General features: G+C 40.2%; 16 protein-coding genes and 6 tRNA genes. 10 read left to right on the forward strand and 12 right to left on the reverse strand.

What is annotated here, in order from left to right:
- Positions 1 to 2 precede the first annotated feature (2 nt).
- Positions 3 to 710 carry an ABC transporter ATP-binding protein gene (locus QUE03_RS11225; RefSeq protein ID WP_286261468.1) on the reverse strand — a complete coding sequence of 236 codons (708 nt, stop codon included), beginning with the start codon at positions 708 to 710 and terminating at the stop codon, positions 3 to 5.
- Here QUE03_RS11225 and QUE03_RS11230 point away from each other — a divergent pair.
- Together QUE03_RS11230 and QUE03_RS11235 are read left to right on the forward strand one after the other, a co-directional pair.
- The gene (locus tag QUE03_RS11230; RefSeq protein ID WP_286261470.1) at positions 709 to 1,329 is read left to right on the forward strand and encodes an arylesterase; all 621 of its coding nucleotides are present in this window, start codon (positions 709 to 711) and stop codon (positions 1,327 to 1,329) included. The genes QUE03_RS11225 and QUE03_RS11230 overlap by 2 nt on opposite strands.
- 9 nt (positions 1,330 to 1,338) lie before the next feature.
- Positions 1,339 to 2,931: a cation:proton antiporter family protein gene (locus QUE03_RS11235; RefSeq protein ID WP_286261471.1), complete on the forward strand. Its 1,593-nt coding sequence runs from the start codon at positions 1,339 to 1,341 to the stop codon at positions 2,929 to 2,931.
- 148 nt (positions 2,932 to 3,079) lie between these two features.
- Here QUE03_RS11235 and QUE03_RS11240 read toward each other — a convergent pair.
- The 6 genes from QUE03_RS11240 to QUE03_RS11265 all read right to left on the reverse strand — a co-directional run bounded on the left by QUE03_RS11240 (position 3,080) and on the right by QUE03_RS11265 (position 3,914).
- Positions 3,080 to 3,155, reverse strand: a tRNA-Glu gene (locus tag QUE03_RS11240).
- 34 nt (positions 3,156 to 3,189) lie between these two features.
- Positions 3,190 to 3,265: transfer RNA gene (locus QUE03_RS11245), tRNA-Glu, on the reverse strand.
- A gap of 105 nt (positions 3,266 to 3,370) precedes the next feature.
- Positions 3,371 to 3,446, reverse strand: a tRNA-Glu gene (locus QUE03_RS11250).
- Positions 3,447 to 3,551: 105 nt separating this feature from the next.
- Positions 3,552 to 3,627 (reverse strand) — tRNA-Glu (locus QUE03_RS11255).
- 86 nt (positions 3,628 to 3,713) lie between these two features.
- Positions 3,714 to 3,789 (reverse strand) — tRNA-Glu (locus tag QUE03_RS11260).
- A gap of 49 nt (positions 3,790 to 3,838) precedes the next feature.
- A tRNA-Ala gene (locus QUE03_RS11265) sits at positions 3,839 to 3,914 on the reverse strand.
- A 353-nt stretch (positions 3,915 to 4,267) separates the two neighbouring features.
- On the opposite strand from QUE03_RS11265, the gene QUE03_RS11270 reads away from it, so the two are divergent.
- The gene (locus tag QUE03_RS11270) at positions 4,268 to 5,188 is read left to right on the forward strand and encodes a gluconeogenesis factor YvcK family protein (RefSeq protein ID WP_286261472.1); all 921 of its coding nucleotides are present in this window, start codon (positions 4,268 to 4,270) and stop codon (positions 5,186 to 5,188) included.
- A gap of 50 nt (positions 5,189 to 5,238) precedes the next feature.
- Here the strand turns inward: QUE03_RS11270 and dcd are convergent, their stop codons facing one another.
- Both dcd and apbC read right to left on the reverse strand, forming a co-directional pair.
- Positions 5,239 to 5,832, reverse strand: a complete 594-nt coding sequence (gene dcd / locus QUE03_RS11275; RefSeq protein WP_286261473.1) for a dCTP deaminase — start codon at positions 5,830 to 5,832, stop codon at positions 5,239 to 5,241.
- 18 nt (positions 5,833 to 5,850) lie between these two features.
- Positions 5,851 to 6,963 (reverse strand): iron-sulfur cluster carrier protein ApbC, encoded by a 1,113-nt coding sequence (gene apbC, locus QUE03_RS11280; protein WP_434019775.1) that lies wholly within the window; start codon positions 6,961 to 6,963, stop codon positions 5,851 to 5,853.
- Positions 6,964 to 7,084: 121 nt separating this feature from the next.
- On the opposite strand from apbC, the gene metG reads away from it, so the two are divergent.
- The 3 genes from metG (at position 7,085) to trhO (ending at position 11,273) form a co-directional block, all read left to right on the forward strand.
- On the forward strand, positions 7,085 to 9,133 hold the full coding sequence (gene metG / locus QUE03_RS11285) for a methionine--tRNA ligase (protein WP_286261478.1): 2,049 nt from the start codon (positions 7,085 to 7,087) through the stop codon (positions 9,131 to 9,133).
- Positions 9,134 to 9,377: 244 nt separating this feature from the next.
- Complete coding sequence (locus tag QUE03_RS11290; protein WP_286261480.1) at positions 9,378 to 10,007, forward strand: type 2 periplasmic-binding domain-containing protein; 630 nt, start codon at positions 9,378 to 9,380, stop codon at positions 10,005 to 10,007.
- A gap of 276 nt (positions 10,008 to 10,283) precedes the next feature.
- Positions 10,284 to 11,273: an oxygen-dependent tRNA uridine(34) hydroxylase TrhO gene (trhO, locus tag QUE03_RS11295; protein WP_286261481.1), complete on the forward strand. Its 990-nt coding sequence runs from the start codon at positions 10,284 to 10,286 to the stop codon at positions 11,271 to 11,273.
- A gap of 145 nt (positions 11,274 to 11,418) precedes the next feature.
- Here the strand turns inward: trhO and QUE03_RS11300 are convergent, their stop codons facing one another.
- Positions 11,419 to 12,420, reverse strand: coding sequence for a tetratricopeptide repeat protein (locus tag QUE03_RS11300; protein WP_286261482.1), 1,002 nt, complete (start codon positions 12,418 to 12,420; stop codon positions 11,419 to 11,421).
- Between the two features lie 390 nt (positions 12,421 to 12,810).
- Here QUE03_RS11300 and QUE03_RS11305 point away from each other — a divergent pair, with 390 nt between their 5' ends.
- From QUE03_RS11305 to QUE03_RS11320, 4 genes are read left to right on the forward strand one after another with little or no spacing between them, the layout of a single operon-like run.
- Complete coding sequence (locus tag QUE03_RS11305) at positions 12,811 to 14,946, forward strand: cation:dicarboxylate symporter family transporter (RefSeq protein ID WP_286261483.1); 2,136 nt, start codon at positions 12,811 to 12,813, stop codon at positions 14,944 to 14,946.
- Between the two features lie 8 nt (positions 14,947 to 14,954).
- Positions 14,955 to 15,350 (forward strand): Rcs stress response system protein RcsF, encoded by a 396-nt coding sequence (gene rcsF / locus QUE03_RS11310; protein WP_286261488.1) that lies wholly within the window; start codon positions 14,955 to 14,957, stop codon positions 15,348 to 15,350.
- Complete coding sequence (gene tsaA, locus QUE03_RS11315) at positions 15,343 to 16,059, forward strand: tRNA (N6-threonylcarbamoyladenosine(37)-N6)-methyltransferase TrmO (protein ID WP_286261490.1); 717 nt, start codon at positions 15,343 to 15,345, stop codon at positions 16,057 to 16,059. The genes rcsF and tsaA overlap by 8 nt, the downstream gene beginning before the upstream one ends.
- The gene (locus QUE03_RS11320) at positions 16,060 to 16,932 is read left to right on the forward strand and encodes a DMT family transporter (RefSeq protein WP_286261492.1); all 873 of its coding nucleotides are present in this window, start codon (positions 16,060 to 16,062) and stop codon (positions 16,930 to 16,932) included.
- Positions 16,933 to 17,034: 102 nt separating this feature from the next.
- Here the strand turns inward: QUE03_RS11320 and QUE03_RS11325 are convergent, their stop codons facing one another.
- Both QUE03_RS11325 and QUE03_RS11330 read right to left on the reverse strand, forming a co-directional pair.
- Complete coding sequence (locus QUE03_RS11325) at positions 17,035 to 18,303, reverse strand: metal-dependent hydrolase family protein (RefSeq protein WP_434020180.1); 1,269 nt, start codon at positions 18,301 to 18,303, stop codon at positions 17,035 to 17,037.
- 359 nt (positions 18,304 to 18,662) lie between these two features.
- The gene (locus tag QUE03_RS11330; protein ID WP_286261494.1) at positions 18,663 to 19,145 is read right to left on the reverse strand and encodes an FKBP-type peptidyl-prolyl cis-trans isomerase; all 483 of its coding nucleotides are present in this window, start codon (positions 19,143 to 19,145) and stop codon (positions 18,663 to 18,665) included.
- Positions 19,146 to 19,223 lie beyond the last annotated feature (78 nt).

Below are 19,223 nucleotides of genomic sequence, written 5' to 3' on the forward strand. Positions count from 1 at the left end.
AGCTACCCCACATGCGCCATGGATGTATCAGGCTCGACCAGCTCACCACTTTCCATGATCACTTTTCGCTGACAACGTGCGGCCAATTTCTCATCATGAGTCACCAAAATCAGTGTGGTACCGTTTTGTTTATTTAACTCAAATAGCAACTCAGTAATATGTTGTCCTGTTTTACTGTCTAGATTACCGGTTGGCTCGTCAGCAAAAAGAATATCGGGTTTGGTAATAAATGCACGTGCGATTGCTACGCGTTGTTGCTCCCCGCCCGATAACTGCGAAGGAAAATGATCCACACGCTCCGCTAATTCAACTTGCCCTAAAAGCTCAATTGCTTTTTCTTTCGGTGTTGTCATACCCGAGAGCTCCGCCGGTAACATGACATTCTCTAGCGCGGTTAAGCTATTGATTAACAAAAACTGCTGAAAAATAAAACCGACATGTTTAGAGCGCACAGCACTTCGTTGTTCCTCATTTAATTGATGCAAAGGATGCTCTTGCAGGTATACTTGACCGCTTGATGGTAAGTCTAGCCCAGCCAAGATTGACAGCAGTGTTGTCTTCCCTGATCCTGATGCACCAACAATCGCCAGTGTCTCACCTGCATTTACTGCTAGATTTATGTTTTTCAACAAGTCTAAAATATGACTCTCGGTTGCAACTGACTTATTAACATCAGCTACATTTAAAATTGTTTTGGATTCTAACTTCATGATTAAAAATGCTTTATTAATTGTTTTAAGCTTTACACTACTACTATTGAGTAAAAGTGCACTTGCGTCTAGCTCTATTTTATTACTAGGCGATAGCCTCAGTGCAAGCTATGGAATGAAACAAAACGAGGGCTGGGTTTACCTACTCAATCAGCAACTCAAAAACGAACAAGCCGATTATAGCATTATTAATGCAAGTATAAGCGGTGAGACCACAGCAGGCGGTTTAGCTCGTTTCCCTAGCATTTTGGCCTCTGAAGAATTTGACTACTTGGTCATTGAATTGGGCGGAAACGACGGCCTGAGAGGATTTCCTACTCATGTCATCAAGAATAATTTGTTACAAATAATCAAGCTTGCAAAGGCAAGTAAAATAAAAGTTTTCCTTATGGACGTAAGAATTCCACCCAATTACGGCCCTAGATATAACAAGATGTTCATCAATGTTTTTGCTGAGGTCGCTTCGGAAACCGAAGTCGAATTACTGCCATTTTTTATGGAGCAAATTGCCGTTGAACCTCACTTAATGCAAAACGATGGCATTCATCCCAACATAAAAGCACAGGAAAAAATAGTCAAAATAATGAACCAACAATTCAGTCGTATTGTTAGGGACTAAATATATATCATGGAATTCATTTGGATATTATTCGCCTTTCTATGTGGATTGAGCGCGAAATTAATTAATCTTCCCCCTTCTATCGGCTATTTGCTTGCCGGCTTTATCTTGCACTTCATCGGGTATGATGCTGATGACAGCCTGCAAACACTAGCTGATCTAGGCATTACCTTGATGCTTTTCACTATAGGACTAAAGCTCAACATAAAAGATCTGCTTAAAAATGAAGTGTGGGCTGGCGCCTTAGGACATACTTTAATTTGGATTGTCACTTTAGTGGCGTTAATTAAGCTAGTTGCAGTAATCGGTGTTACACAACTAACAAACCTATCTATAGAAACGACTCTACTTATTGCCTTTGCTCTTAGTTTTAGCAGTACCGTTTGTATCGTTAAGTTGCTTGAAGAACAAGGTGAGATGCGCTCGCGTCACGGCAAGCTGTCCATTGGTATATTGGTGATGCAAGATGTTATTGCTGTCATATTTCTCGTTGCAGCGACAGGTAAAATCCCCTCACCTTGGGCGTTGAGTCTATTGGTATTTATTCCGCTTAAGCCGTTGATAAAAAAAATAATTAACCAAGTAGGCCATGGTGAATTAATTCCATTAACTGGATTTTTTATCGCGATGGGAAGCTATGAACTTTTTGAGCTGTTAAAAATAAAAGGAGATCTAGGTGCATTGCTAGCTGGCATGTACTTGGCGTCTCACGCCAAAGCAAGTGAAATCAATAAGGCATTAATGAATTTTAAAGATTTATTCTTAATTGGGTTTTTCTTACTAATTGGTTTTACCGCTTTACCAACTTGGGAAATGCTGTCTATAGCTGCCATGCTTTGTTTATTGCTGCCATTTAAGTTTGCTCTATTTTATTTACTGCTTTCAGCATTAAAAATTAAGGCAAGAACGGCCTTTCTTTCTTCGTTAGCGCTAAGTAACTTTAGTGAATTTGGCCTTATCGTGGCATCACTAAGCGTTGAATACCAATGGCTTAGTAAAGAATGGTTAGTCATCTTAGCACTCTCTGTATCGCTTTCATTTATCTTAACCAATATTATTTACCGTTACTCTGAGCAGTTGTTCATCAGTAAAAAATTGATCTTTACTCGCTTTGAGCGAAAGAAACGTTTAGCAGAAGATACCTTTGTCCAGCCATGTAATGCCCCGATTGTTGTTGTAGGTATGGGCCGCGTGGGTATGGGGGCCTATTCCGCTTTAAGCAAACAAGTCGGGAGCCAAGTGTGGGGGCTTGATGCTGAGCGCAGTAAAATCGATTGGTTAAAAAGCCAAGGAGCACAAGTATTCCATGGTGACGGTGAAGACAGAGACTTCTGGGAGAATATTAATTTAGTTGAGATACAATTAATATTGATCGCGGTCCCTAAAGTACAAGATGCAATTAACATCACTCAACAACTAAAACGAGTTAATTTTACTGGTCAAATTGCCGCTATTGCTCGATTTGATGATGAACGGATAGAACTTGAAGCAATCGGTATAGATAAAGTATTTAACTTCTACACCGAAGCAGGTGTTGGTTTTGCGGAAGAAAGTATGGCAATGATCGATACACATCAATTTACCGCTGAACAAACGGCTTGATAAGCTGTATGGCACTTATTGTAAAAAATCTATAATAAGTGCCACTCACGGATTTCCAGCGCTCTATAGCTGCATTTATACTATACCTATCTGTTCACTAAATTTTAGGCACAAAAAAACCGACTAACGTCGGTTTCGTTTGTTTCGTTGGCATCCCTAAGGGGATTCGAACCCCTGTTACCGCCGTGAAAGGGCGGTGTCCTAGGCCTCTAGACGATAGGGACACAAGATACGTAACGAATTTTTGCTTAATGGAAGTGGCATCCCTAAGGGGATTCGAACCCCTGTTACCGCCGTGAAAGGGCGGTGTCCTAGGCCTCTAGACGATAGGGACACTGTTACAATAATCAACACACAACTTATAAAAGAAGTGGCCTAACGCTGATCATTATAGGTGTTTAAAAACACCAAAACCATTAAATTATCATTGAAATGAAAGTGGCATCCCTAAGGGGATTCGAACCCCTGTTACCGCCGTGAAAGGGCGGTGTCCTAGGCCTCTAGACGATAGGGACACTGTTATAATAATCAACACACAACTCATAAAAGAAGTGGCCTAACATTGATCATTACAGGTGTATAAAAACACCAAATTCATTTCAAAACATTTTTAAATAAAGTGGCATCCCTAAGGGGATTCGAACCCCTGTTACCGCCGTGAAAGGGCGGTGTCCTAGGCCTCTAGACGATAGGGACACAGACATATTTAATAAACGTTGTCTCAAATGAGACGGCCTACATTTATTAAACATTAGGTGTAAAACACCCTTTATTTAAAAATTTGGCATCCCTAAGGGGATTCGAACCCCTGTTACCGCCGTGAAAGGGCGGTGTCCTAGGCCTCTAGACGATAGGGACGCTATCTAACATTTTCATGTTATTGCCGAAACAAATAACTCAATAATGTTGGTGGAGCTATGCGGGATCGAACCGCAGACCTCTTCGCTGCCAGCGAAGCGCTCTCCCAGCTGAGCTATAGCCCCGATTTTTTTAACAGAGTGACCTAGTACTCGTTAAAAATGCCTTCAACAGAGTGACCTAGTACTCGTTGAAAGCGAGGCGCATTCTAAGCAGACACCTGTTTTGTGTCAACACTTAATTTAGATAATAGTGCATTTTTTTCAAAGTTCTCGCTTAAATGATTAGTTATTGTTCATCTTGTATATTTTTTAATTATTCAAAGGCTTAAGTTGATAAAAAAGCCTTATTTCTTGAGCGTATAAAAACGCTTCCGCTATCTACATATCAAGAAGTCACAATAACAAAAACCTACAGACCTTTATTTTTACTGCCTTTATAGTTAAGGTTATTATAGATTTAACAAACAATAACATTCATGCAGTTAAAAAAGCTCAACATAGTTGCTATCGGCGGCGGTCACGGTTTAGGAAAAGTATTATCGACCCTGTCATTTATGCAAGATCAACTTACAGGCATTGTCGCGACCACAGATAATGGTGGGTCAACAGGACGGTTACGTAAAAGAAGCAGCTCCATTGCATGGGGAGATTTGCGTAATTGTTTAACTCAATTAGTCGACGATAATACTGTCGGCAGTAAACTGTTTAACTTTCGCTTTGATGGTCAGGACGAACTCGGTGGCCATAATCTAGGTAATTTAATATTGTATGGCCTCGGTCAAATTCAATCCCGCCCGTTAGACTCGATTAAGATGGTTCGTACCATATTGAAAGTGAAAACGCCCGTATTACCGATGTCTGAATCTCCTACTGATTTAATGGCATTCTATCCAGAAGGCAGATGTCGAGTTGGAGAGCTCTCAGTAGATGAAATGCCAATCATGCCGAAAAATTTGATGCTTGCACCTTTAGTTAAGTCCATTAGCCAATGTATCGATGCTATTGATAATGCCGAGCTTATCATTTTAGGTCCTGGAAGCTTTCTCACTAGCGTTATACCTCCATTATTAGTAAGAGATATCGCTAATGCTATCAGGCGCTCTAATGCACGCTGTGTGTTTATTGAGAACATTGTACCAGAGCAAAGTCCTGCGGCTGCGCTTTCTTTGGATGAAAAGTTAACCTGGATTGAAGAAAATATCGGTTTCTTGCCAGTTGATGGTGTTATCAGTCACGACAAAAATGTGCAATCAGAGAAAGTTAAAGTGATTCACCACGATATGCGTGATGAAGAAATGCCGCACCATCACGATAAAGCAAAACTTATAGAAGCACTGTCTCGATGCATAAATGAAATTGAAAAAGACCCTCGGTTAAAAATAGCCAGTACGCGTTAACATACTGACTATTATCAAACATTCATTTTTAAACTATACCTAAGGAGCGATTATTCAGATCTGTCATCTTGACTAATTCTACTGGCCACCGCGCCCATTTGTCCTTTGTATTTTGCATCATCTCGCTTGTTGTAAGGGCGTAATGCGGCATCAGACATGGTTTCAAAATTTAACGCCGCAATTTTCATTTTCGGACGTAAAGCTAATGGCAATTTACCACTATTAAAGAACTCTAATACAATTTGCCCTGACCAACCGGGATCGATTCTATGTGCAGTCACGTGCACCATCAGCCCTAATCTAGCTAGTGATGAACGGCCGTCTAACCAACCAACAATATCAGCAGGCAACGTAACCGATTCGTAAGTCACAGCCAGTGCCAATTCCCCAGGATGTAAAAAGAATGCTTCGCCATCTGGAATAACAATTTCTTCGCTCATGACATTGTTCATTGCTTGTTGAACCTGCTCTTTGGGTCCACTTAAATCAATGTAAGGCGCTGTATGGTCTTTAAAAACACGAAACTCATTACCTAGTCGAATATCAACACTTACACCTGAAATCATGCTTTCATCAGGTGTAGGTACTATGACTATTTTTTCATCTTTAATACATTGTTCTATGTCTTTATCACATAATCTCATATGGTTTCTTCTTGTATCTTATTTAGACTCTATCACTACGTCAGGAGTCGATTGACTGCGCATATCAAGCTCATTAAAGACTTTACTGGCAATGTTGCGCGCTATTTTACGGTACTGATTTGATAAGTCACTACCTTGCGCCTTAAAAATACTACTCTCTCCTAAGTCACCATCTTCACGAATAGCAATATCAAGAGGAAGCTGGCCTAATAAATCAACGTGATTTAACTCGGCAATATCTTTCCCGCCTTCTCGGCCGAATAAATGAGATTGATGACCACAGTTTTCACATAGGTGATAGCTCATGTTTTCGACAATACCCAAAACGGGCACTTTTACTTTGTCAAACATGACAATGCCTTTTTGAGCATCAGCCAAGGCAATGTCCTGAGGAGTGGTGATAACGACAGCGCCAGCAACGGGTACTTTCTGTGCTAACGTCAATTGAATGTCACCTGTTCCTGGTGGCATATCGATTAAGAGATAATCTAATTCCGGCCATGCAGTTTCGTTCAAAAGCTGCCCGAAAGCACCACTAGCCATTGGCCCTCGCCAGACCATTGCTTCACTGTCGTCAACTAAATACCCTATAGACATTGATGCAATATCATCTTTCATAATAGGTTGCATAAGTTTGCCGTCGGCTGAGCTAGGTTTATCATCTTGTACGCCCAACATCGTAGGAATAGATGGCCCATAAATATCAGCATCCAAAATCCCCACTTTCGCGCCTTCGGACATCAAAGCGTACGCCAAGTTCACAGTTGTCGTTGACTTACCTACCCCGCCTTTACCTGACGCTATGGCGATAATATTGGCCACTGGTTTAATACGATGCGCCCTCACCGGCTTAACATCTAACGACACTTTAAAGTTAACCTGAACCGCTAACGATGTGCTCAAATTGTCGGCAATTAATTGTAATTCACCGACACAAGGAAATGGTACCGTTATCGCCACTGTAGACTGTTTTTTGTTCGAACTAACGGTCAAATTTCTACAGACAGGTAAAATACCTTCAGGGAATGATTCAGAGCGATAATTTGCCAACGTTTGTTCGATAATTTCTTGATAACGATCGTCACCGATTTCATCACTTTTTCCGGAAAAAAGCTTACTAAACAAAGTCACGTCCTTAAACATTCGTTTTTAGTAGGAAAAATTACAAAACGAATCGAAATATTAATGAAAAAAGATGGTAAATTCTGTACTATTGCGCCATCGATTTCCACCATAAAGTTTCAACGCTTAGATGTCACAAGAAATGTCACAAGATAACAGTCAGAAAAAACGTAAAATATTAGTCACCTGTGCCCTACCATATGCCAATGGTTCTATTCATTTAGGTCATATGCTTGAACACATTCAAACCGATATATGGGTACGCTTCCAGCGTATGCGCGGTCATGAAACACACTTTGTTTGTGCTGACGACGCACACGGAACGCCGATCATGCTTAAAGCTCAAGAGCTTGGTATTTCGCCAGAGCAAATGATTGATGGTGTTCGTGAAGAACATATGGCTGACTTTAATGACTTCTTAATTAGCTTTGATAATTATCATTCAACACACAGTGACGAAAATCGTGAATTCGCGAGTGAGATTTACAATCGCCTAAACGATAAAGGTCACATTAAAACCCGCACTATTTCACAACTTTATGATCCTGAAAAAGGCATGTTCTTACCAGATCGTTTCGTTAAAGGGACGTGTCCAAAATGCAAAAGCGAAGATGAAAACGGCGACAGTTGTGATAACTGTGGTGCTACATACTCACCAACAGAAGTCATTAACCCTCGTTCAGTAGTTTCTGGCGCTACGCCTGTACTACGCGACTCAGAGCACTACTTTTTCGACCTACCAGCCTTTGAACAAATGTTAAAAGATTGGACAACTGGCGGCTCTTTGCAAGAAGAAATGGCAAATAAACTCAATGAGTGGTTTGAATCTGGATTACAGCAATGGGACATCAGCCGTGATGCGCCCTACTTTGGCTTTGAAATCCCTAATGCACCCGGTAAATATTTTTACGTTTGGTTAGATGCACCAATCGGATACATGGGCAGCTTTAAAAACCTATGTGATAAAAAAGGCATTGATTTTGACAGCTACTGGAATGAAGACTCTGATGCAGAGCTATATCACTTCATTGGTAAAGACATCATCTATTTCCACAGCTTATTCTGGCCAGCGATGTTAGAAGGTGCGGGATACCGTAAGCCTACTTCTGTTTATGCTCACGGTTTCGTGACAGTTAATGGTGCTAAGATGTCTAAATCAAAAGGCACTTTTATTAAAGGGCGTACCTATTTAGATCATTTAAACCCTGAGTATCTGCGCTATTACTATGCCGCGAAGTTAACGAACCGCATTGACGACTTAGATTTAAATCTAGAAGATTTTGCACAACGCGTTAATTCAGACTTAGTAGGCAAGGTAGTCAACATCGCTTCACGTTGCGCTAGCTTTATTACCAAACGTTTTGACGGCATGTTATCAAGTAATGTAGATGATCAGGCCCTTGCAGATGAAGTAATGAATGCCGGTGATAACCTTGCTGCATTGTATGAAAATAGAGAGTTTGGTAAAGCGATGCGTGAAATCATGGCGCTAGCAGACAAAGTCAACGAGTACATTGCCGTGAAAGAACCATGGCAACTGGTAAAAGATGATACCAAGCAACAAGACGTTCATGACATTTGCTCATTAGGTATCAACCTTTTCCGCGTACTGATGACCTACCTAAAGCCTGTGTTACCTGCACTTGCAGAGAAAACCGAAGGCTTCCTGAATGATGAATTGGTTTGGGAAGGACACAAAACGCTATTAAGAGATCATAAAGTAAATAAATTTAAAGCATTATTACAACGAATCGAAATGGATAAAATTAACGAGATGACAGAAGCATCAAAAGAATCGTTGGCACCTGCAACACCTGTTATTTCGGGACCATTAGCTGACGACCCTATTTCACCAGAAATTCAGTTTGATGATTTTGCTAAAATTGACTTACGTATAGCAAGAATTGTCGTTGCAGAGCACGTGGAAAAAGCCAATAAACTGTTACGATTAGAACTAGATTTAGGTGGCGAAACCCGCCAAGTATTCGCCGGCATTAAATCAGCTTATCAACCGGAAGATCTCGTTGGTAAGATGACGGTCATGGTTGCCAACTTGGCGCCAAGAAAAATGCGTTTTGGACTATCTGAAGGCATGGTACTAGCAGCTGGCCCTGGCGGCAAAGATCTATGGATTCTTAACCCAGAGGAAGGCGCACAACCAGGCATGCGTGTTAAATAACCATAATTGATACTGAATAAGCCCGCAAAATCGCGGGCTTTTTAATGTCGAGTGCTCTATTTTTATGGCATGGTCAGCAAATACAAGGACCTAAAAACTGAAAAACTATATACTAAGCGTAACAGTTGTTTTCGCTATATTATTTCCCCTAATTAGCTTTAACAGTCAAGCAGAGGCAATAATTTGCCAACGCCCATATACGATTGGCGTTGAAGCTGTAGATTACAGCCCTCATTATAATTTTATGGAAGCGGGACAGCCTAATTTTTTTGGTAAATTCGTTAGCTGGTTATCAGAAAAAACAGGATGCGAGTTTAATATTGTAGCATTGCCGGTCAAAAGACTTAAACTGCAATATGAAAAAAGTAATACCATAGATTTTATCTATCCTGACAATCCCAATTGGCATTCATTAGAGTCTAACCAGTCAACACGTAGAACGTTCAGTTCACCTATTATTATTGCTTTAGGGGGGACTATTGTCACAAAATCCAATGAATATCTTCACATTAAAAACTTTAGTAACCTAGCTTTTCCTCGCGGATTTACCCCTGTGGCTTGGTTTCCATATCAAAAGCAATACGGCATAACGTTCACAGAAACTGTGAATGCAGCAGCAGCATTAAGAATGCTCGCTGCAGGTCGAGTGGATGGCGCAGATATTGAACTAAATGTGGCACAGCATTTAATGCAAAAACACCAGATTGAAGCATTAGTATTGGCAAAACAGTTGCCGTTCACCCCTACAGGGTTTTACTTATCAACGTTAAGAGAAAGTAAATTACTCGCAGAAATTACGACTGTGATAAATCGACATTCGGATGAACTTAAGCAGCTAAAAGCGTCTCTAAACATAGTCGAACATCTTGATTAACAAGCAATTTAAGTTAGCTACCTTCTTTAGTTAGCCGTCACGATAATAGGCGGAATTCCCTTTTGTTATGTTCTGCAATAAGTGAACAGAAAATAATACTCTTCGACAATGCAATCAATTAGAGAACCCTTGAACTAATTTGATTTATTATACTAATTTTACATTATTGATTTAGATCAATATAATGCGCCTCAAATAAAGCATCTGTTGTACTTTATTTATACGATTTATTGTTAACGCACTGGAATTACGCTCCAGTAAGCTGAAGGAAATTAAATGTCTGACTACGTTGTATGCGCAATGTATAAATTTGTCGCGCTTGAAAACTTTGAAGAAATTCGACAACCCCTACTTTCCGTTATGGAAGAAAATCAAATTTGCGGTACGTTACTGCTCGCTGTTGAAGGTATAAACGGCACAGTAGCAGGCAGTAGATCGGCAATAGACAACTTGCTCAAATGGTTTAAGCTCGATGAAAGACTCACTGACATTTCCTACAAAGAGTCATTTACTAGAGAAAAGCCATTTAAACGTTGTAAAGTAAAACTCAAAAAAGAAATCGTTACTATGGGGGTTGAAGGTATAGACCCTCGCCATGTTGTTGGTACCTACGTAAAACCACATGATTGGAATGCATTAATTTCAGATCCTGAAGTGTTTGTTGTTGATACGCGTAATGACTATGAAATTGAAATTGGTACATTTGAACATGCTGTCGATCCGAACACAAAAACCTTCAGAGAGTTTCCTGACTATGTAAAAGAAAACATGGATCCAGCAAAGCATAAAAAGGTTGCCATGTTCTGTACTGGCGGTATCCGCTGTGAAAAATCGACAGCCTACATGAAAGAACAAGGTTTTGAAGATGTGTATCATCTTGAAGGTGGGATCTTAAAGTATTTAGAGGAAGTACCGGCAGAAGAAACGCTATGGAAAGGTGAGTGTTTTGTTTTTGATGACCGCGTTACTGTTGACCATAGTTTGCAAGCCGGTCAATACGATCAATGCCACGCCTGTAGAATGCCAATTCTTGAAGAAGATAAAGCTCGCAATGAATATGCGAAAGGTATTAGCTGTCATCATTGCTTTGATAAAACCACACCAGAGCAACGTTCACGTTATGCTGAACGTGAGCGTCAAATGGAATTAGCAAAGCAGCGCGGTGAAGCACACGTTGGCACTGACGCAGCTAAAACATTGATGCAAAGAAAGGAAGCTAAAAAAGAACGTCTATTAGCACAACAAACTCAAGCCAAACAAAAATAGGCTATTGCAAAATTATTTGTCCAGAAAAAGATGCATTTACTGCATCTTTTTTATGTCATTGAATATATCAAACAATGAGTTACTCTCATCAAAGCTCAATAACGCCCAATTAAACAAACCACGTCCTATATCAATATATTGGTGGTCACCAAAGACATTGCTGAAAATATTTTAATAATTTACCTTGATATTCACTGTGCTCTCTTTCTCTAGGTAAAGTTTTTATATCAAGCATTTTTGCTAACTTTTGTACCAGTAAGTTGTGCAACGTGAAGTCTTTAATCTTGCCTAATCTATGCAGCAATTCTTGTTCTTCAGACAAGGACAGTGCCTTGTTGCTATTCACTTGATAAGCTTTTTCAATCCAAAACAAATAGTGATGCCTATCCAAATTTTGAGTTGCTAACGTCAACTTACTGATCGGCGAGTGGAGACGATGGTATAGCATTAAATCATTTTCTAGTATCGCAATAAGCAGTAGATTCAAACCACTAATAATGTGACCTGAACGCCTAGCATTTCGCTGTGAAACCTGCATAGCAAGCAATAACTGCTGTTTGGCATAACTATAATCATTCTCATAAAGTGCCATAATACCTAGCGCGTTATGAATAGCGCTAATAAAGTCATCTTCTCGTTGCTGCTCGGCTATGGCTAACGCTTGTAGGTATATGTCTTTAGCATCACCAAGTTTATAAATATGACGTAAACTGATGCCTTTACTCAGCATTAAACTTACTTGCTGTCTATGATCTGTAATAGGTTGATTAAGTGCACAATCAAATAGAGATATTGACTCACTAAAGTGACCAAATCGTCTCATGGTTATGCCTAAGCCACTATACAAAGATATTAGTTTGTCCTGCTCATTTTTTAACGCGCTGTTGGAAAACATCGCTATCGCACTCTTTTCTAATTGGGCAGTATCATTTAAAGCGACAGAAACACGAATTAAGGCTTGATGCCAGCGCAATTGCTCTTTGTTGGTTAGTGATTTAATCTGTGCTTGTTGGCCTTTAAGCAATGAAGAGGCCAATGTAGGCTTTACTCTTATGTAACCCTCAGCCTCAGCTAAAGTGCTTAATAACGCTTTTACCATTGGAGCATCTTCAGTGATTTCCGCTTTAAGCGGTACAACCAAAAACATTCCAATTAATAAAAAAATGAATTTCAATTTACGCATTGTTAGTGACAAGGACATACTCAGGTGCAGCTAATGTTTCTATAATTTTTTAGTTAATTTTTATTGTTTCCAAGAGCATGCTCGTTAATAACACGGCCATCCACTTGCGTTTCATATTCCTTGGGACAGTCAATTTTTTGCCATTTAAAAATAACCGACTTATAGGATATCTACTGAATATAGACTATCTGAACCATAAATATTTCCCAGACCAATAAGTTTCTAAAAAAATGGCTCACTAATTTGATCTGACTTAAGCTCATTAGATAATTAAAAGCCTAGAAAAACCAACGTACTTTCATTAAATGAATTATGATAACTATATAAATGCAGTAGATTAATTACATCAAAGCTATGTTTAAAATCAAAATCCCATTAACGATTCAAATTTTTGCCACCATGGTAATTGGCCTACTCTTTGGCAGTTACTTTGAACTTTATCCCATTATAGAGGCTATAGCGCAAGGTTTTGTGATGCTATTACAAATGACTGCCTTACCCTATATTGCGTTGTCATTAATGGTAGGGTTTGGCTCACTTACCCCTAACCAAGCGGGCAGTATCGTAAAAACCAGTTTGTCGATATTTGGCATATTAACCAGCATGAGCTTAGTGTTCATTTTTTTAAGCCCTATTGCGTTCCCCAGCTGGGAGAATGCCGCTTTTTACAGCGCAAATACCGTTAAAGCAACACCCGAGATAAGCATACTAAATACACTAATCCCATCAAATCCGTTTAATGCTTTTGCCAATGGCCTGATCCCAAGTATCGTGGTCTTTAGTATATTAATTGGGTTAGGCATAATGCAGGTCAAACAAAAGCGTACAACGCTATCAGTGCTGAGTAGTTTACAAGCCTCTGTCGCCAATATTACTTCGATGGTAATGACCTATGTCGCTCCAATTGGCATATTCTGTATCTGCTACAAAGCAGCCGCGACCATCGACGCAAGTCAAATTGATGGTTTGACCGTTTATGTGTTTACCGTACTGTTTAATGTCGTTCTTTTAGCCGTCATTGTATTTCCAGCAATAGTGGCCAGTGTCACGCCATTTACTTACCGGCAAGTCATTAAAGTGCTGCAAACGGCTATGTTGACGGCATTAGCTACCGGCAGTTTCTTTGCCGTTATTCCTATCGTTGTTGAAAACATAAAGCGTGAATTAGCCAATATCAACATTGCCGAAAAGAACTTGCTAAAGGCGCCAAACATATTTGTGCCAATCTGTTTTAGTTTGCCAATTGGTGGCAAGCTCATTCCTATTGTTTTTGTGCTGTTTGCCGCTTGGTTTTCTGGCGCCCATATATCTTATAAAGAATATATCGACCTATTGGTTTTTGGCTTCCCTCAGTTGTTTGCGACAACGTCGATAGCTACGCCGAATTTGTTGGAGCTATTCAATGTGTCCAACTCGATGATGGAATTATTTATTGTCGCTGAAAATCTAATCGTTGGCAGAATGGGCGCAGTATTTTCGGTCAGCTTTGCTGTGTGCTTTACGTTGCTCACCATTGCGACTATGTCAGGCAAAGTGACAATAAAACTAAAATATGTTGTCAGAAACGTAATTGTTGTGCCTGTGATTGCTATTTTTTCATTAATGATAATGCAACTTAGTTTTGAAAAACTCTCATTGCAATATGAAGGCTACACCAAATTTATAGAGCGTGACTTCATCTACCCCCGCGTCAATAGCACCGTTATTGATAAAGCAGAGCAGGACAGTCGATTTGAACAACCCTTTGTTGATGTCCTAACTCGAATTAAACGACGCGGGTTTATTCGTGTTGGCTACTTTAGAGACGATTTACCTTATGCTTTTCACAACAACGAAGCCAAGCTAGTTGGTTTTGATATTGAAATAATTAATTTACTTGCAACGGATCTAGATGTTGAAATTGAATACGTTAAAATATTTCATAATGAAGCAGAGCCATTATTGGCATCAGGTTATCTAGACATGACTTCAGGCGTCCCAATTATACCGGATAACATGAAGCGGTTTACTTTAACTATCCCGTATAGCCAACAATCGATTGCACTCATAGTTAAAGACAAAAGACGGGCAGAATTTACTCACTGGAAAGATATTATCGAGAATAAGGAAATGCTTATTGGCATTCCTGAAACGTTTTTCTATAGCAAAAGCATTAATAACTATTTTACTCAAGCAAAAGCATGGGAGCTATCAACACCAAGGTTATTCTTCAAGGAAAAATATAAAGAAATTGACGGTATGATATTCGGAGCGGCCGCGGCCTCTGCGTGGACTCTACTTTACCCAGACTACACCGTCATTATGCCAAAACCTATACGACCTCAGCTTGATATGGCATTCCCAATAAATAAGAACGATCAAGCATTCGAACTCTTTATGCGCAACTGGATTGAAATGAAAAAACGTAGCGGAGAACTCGATATTTTATTTTCTTATTGGATAGAAGGCACAAAACCTGTGCTATATTCCGCTATCTCTAATAAAAAGTGAATAAATGCATGATTTTTACCCAATCAACTAGGTTGACCTCTTCCCTATTCAGCTTGTTATTTATAACTGGCTGCGCCCAAGTCAGTGATGTCAAAACCAATTTAGACAGAGAAAATTTCAAGCAATACTTTGCTCACGGTCAAGTACAAATCTTTGAAAAAGAAAGTAAATTCATTGGGAAATATAAGATGATTGGCGGCGTTGAAGGTGAAAACTGCCAAGTAAAGCCTTACCACGCAGCCCCTGACAAAATTGAAGCAAGAACTAACGCTAGGCGAAGTGCATTTGAATTGGGCGCCAATGCCATTGTTTTTAGTGGCTGTACCACAGTTCAAACTAAACAATGTCACGCTAACATCATATGTTATGGCAAGGCGTATCAAGTAGAACAACCTAGTGACTAAATCAATCAATTTCGAGGTAATTGGTCACGTTCGATCTCCTTACAAAGAAAAATTCGCTATTCCAAGGCAACCAGGTTTGGTGAAAGCGGCAAAAGGTTTCATCGAGCTAACAAGCCCGTTTGAACATATCGACATGGTAAAATCTATCGAGCAGTTTTCTCATCTATGGGTGATATTTGTGTTTCATGAAACTATGGAACACGGCTGGAAACCGCTAGTACGGCCACCTCGCTTAGGCGGTAATCAGAAAGTTGGAGTGCTAGCAACACGTTCAACGTTCCGTCCGAATCCTATAGGTATGTCAGTGGTAAAGTTGGATGATGTATTGTGCGAAAACAATGAAATAAAATTAGCTATTTCAGGGTTAGATTTACTCGACAACACGCCTATTTTAGACATCAAGCCATACATCCCATATGCTGATGCAATAGACACAGCCATGGGCGGTTATGCTGATGAAAAACCAATGCAGTTAAAGACAGTTACGTTTTCTGATGATGCAAAGCAGGTGTGTATGCAGGCGCCAAGCGAAGAAAATTTATTCACGCTAATCACGCAAGTATTATCTCAAGATCCACGCCCTGCTTATAAACAAAACAAACCAGACAGCAAAATCTATGGCATTAGGTTGTATCATTACAATATTACTTGGTGCATTAATAGCAATAGCCATGTAGAAGTTTTACATATAGAAAAAGAAAACGAGTAGATGAATCAGAAATCCCTTATTGAAATGATTTTACTTGCGTCTTTATGGGGCAGCTCATTTTTATTCATGAGAATAGGTAGCCCAGAGCTTGGCCCAATTTTATTCATGGCATTAAGAACCTTAACCGCCAGCGTGTTTCTGTTCCCTTTAATGGTCCTGAAAAAACAAACCAGTAGCCTCACTGGCCAATGGGGAAAAATGTTTGTCCTAGGCGCATTAAATACAGCCATTCCGTTCGCTCTTTTTGGCTATGCTGTGTTGACATTGTCTGCTGGCGTTACCTCAGTACTCAATGCCACAACACCGATGTGTGGGGCTATCGTCGCCTATCTCTGGCTCAAAGATAAACTTTCACCTGGTGCCATTTTTGGATTACTACTTGGGTTCGCTGGTGTTTATTTTTTAGTTAGCGATAAACTTCATGCAAACGCTGACGCCATTGTGCTGCCCACCCTTGCGGTGATAGGCGCAACCTTATGCTATGGCATAGCGGCCAATTTCACCAAGCACTATTTCTCCCATGTAAAACCACTGGCGTTAGCAGCGGGTAGCCAAATCAGTGCCTCCATCATTTTACTGCCTTTAAGCCTATTCTTTTTGCCCAACGCTATGCCAAGTGAAGCCGCCATTTACTCAGTGGTATTTTTAGGCATATTTTGTACTGGGCTCGCTTATATCTTGTTCTTTAGACTAATTGCTGATTTAGGACCTACAAAGGCAATCTCTGTCACTTATTTAATCCCAGTATTTGGCTTATTATGGGGCTTCATTTTCTTAGATGAGCAAATCACAGAGTCAATTATCATTGGCTGTATTATGATTTTGTCAGGTGTAGGGTTGACCACAGGTGTTTTTAGTCGTTGGCGTAAATAAGAATCGACGTCACAAAAGCAAAGTGACAACATAACAAAAGGGAGCCTGCACTCCCTTTAATGTCCATATCACTTAATATCGCGTCACACGATCAAAAGCGCTTTACTGCTTGTACACTTTACCGCCTTTCATAACAAAATCGACATCCAGAAGTTCTTTAATGTCACTTAACGGACTGCCATCGGTTGCAATAATATCAGCGAATTTTCCCGTTTCAATAGTGCCTAGTTGATGACTCATACCCGCGAGGTCTGCAGCATTGACTGTAGCTGATTTTAATATATCTGCGTTTTTCATGCCGGCATTGTGCATCAAAACCGCTTCTTGTGCATTTGTGCCGTGTTTAGACACGCCACTGTCGGTGCCAAACGCTATTTTCACACCTGCGTCATACGAGCGTTTAAAGTTAGCCAGCATATCTGCACCGACACGAATTGCTTTAGCTTTAATTGGCGCAGACATAAAGTTAGATGTTTTTGCTAAATTTACGACGGTATCACCCGCTAATAGCGTTGGTACTAAATAAGCACCTGATTGTTTAAATAATTTTATACTTTCCTCGTTTGCGTAGCTGGCATGTTCAACACTATCAACCCCTGCACGCAGAGCCGCGTTAATACCCTCAGCCGCATGGGCATGGCTCGCCACTTTACGGCCCAACACATGTGCCGCATCAACAATTTCTTTTAGCTCATCATCGGCCATTTGTTGGCCTGTGCCGGTATTGGTATCTGACAATACACCACCAGTTGAAGCAACTTTTATGGCATCGGCACCATATTTAATCGCAAGACGTGTTACTTTACGACATTCATATGGTCCGTCACACAAGGTTGGAGGCGTTTTGATAGTTAATAAATCGGGTGCCATGCCGTCAACGTCTAAATGCCCGCCAGTCACCGACACGCCAGCCGCAGCGATAACACGAGGACCATCGACGTAACCTTTAGCAATACCATCTCTCAAAGCATAAATTTGTTCTGATTGGTTGAGCAAGTCACGAACCGTGGTAAAGCCAGCCATTAACGTTGTTTTAGCAAAATATGCACTGCGAATTGCAATGTCGGCATCAGACATTTTAACAAGTTCTTTATCATTATTTGGCCCAAGTTCACCTTGTAAATGGACATGCATATCCATTAGGCCCGGCATTACGAAGCTCTTTGATAAATCTATCAAAGTGGCATCATCACCGAACTTATTAGCAGGTAAGAAGCCTTTGTTTACTGATAATATTTTTCCGTCTTTGACCACAACGGTTTGCTTTTTGAGTGGCGCTTTTCCTGGTACATTCAAAAGCTCACCCGCGTGTATGACTTGAGTTTGGGCCCATAAAGAGGAGCTCATCATCATCGACATTGCCAGGGTCATGGCGTTGAGTTTTCTTGAAATTTTAGTCATCAAACAACTTCTTCTTATCATATAGAGGAGTAATAAAGTATTAGGTTATCTTCGTATCGCAACAACACTAATAGTTATGGTGAATTCAATATAACAAGCCGTGGTTCATTGTAAATAGCCATTCACTGTTTATAGACGGGCTCTACATTTTTTAAGATAAAGTGCAATTTAACGAGGTAGCTTATCTTTTTGAGTAGGATCAATAGGTATGGTTGCTTAATCAATAATGAAAGAAAGTAGTGGCAGGTAGCAACAATAGTTAACGTCAAAGTTATAGAGTACTAGCCCCAAGTTAAGGCTAATACTCTCGAAAGTTAACTTAATAAGAACTAGTGCTGATGACCACCAACACCATGTGCATGACCATGTTCTAATTCTTCTTGAGTTGCAGCGCGCACATCAACGACTTCAAGATCAAATGATAGAGTTTGACCGGCAAGTGGTGGATTTAAATCAACCGTCACCATGAACTTTCCAACTTTCAAAACTGTCACTTGACGTTGTCCTTGTTCAGTTTGAACGACCGCCACCATGCCTGGTTTCCATTTTTTAGCGCCTTGTAGGTGTTTCGTTGGCACACGTTGAATTGCATCTTCTTGGCGTTCACCGTAGCCATCTTTTGGCTCTACAACTGCTGTAAAGGTTTCGCTTTTCTCTTTACCTTCAAGTGCTTGCTCAACACCAACAATCATGTTGTTGTGACCGTGAAGGTAGGCCATGGCATCACCATCGCGAGACGTTTCTAATTGCTCACCTTGCTCGTTGTTAATGGTGTAATGAATTTGTACTACAGTATCTTTTGTAATTTTCATGTTTTGTCCTTGCACTCAACTAATATGCTTTCGTAACACATTAGCGGATGGAAATTTGTGGCGCGCAGTGTAACAAGA

This window comes from Thalassotalea atypica, from assembly GCF_030295975.1.
GTDB classification, from domain to species: domain Bacteria; phylum Pseudomonadota; class Gammaproteobacteria; order Enterobacterales; family Alteromonadaceae; genus Thalassotalea_F; species Thalassotalea_F atypica.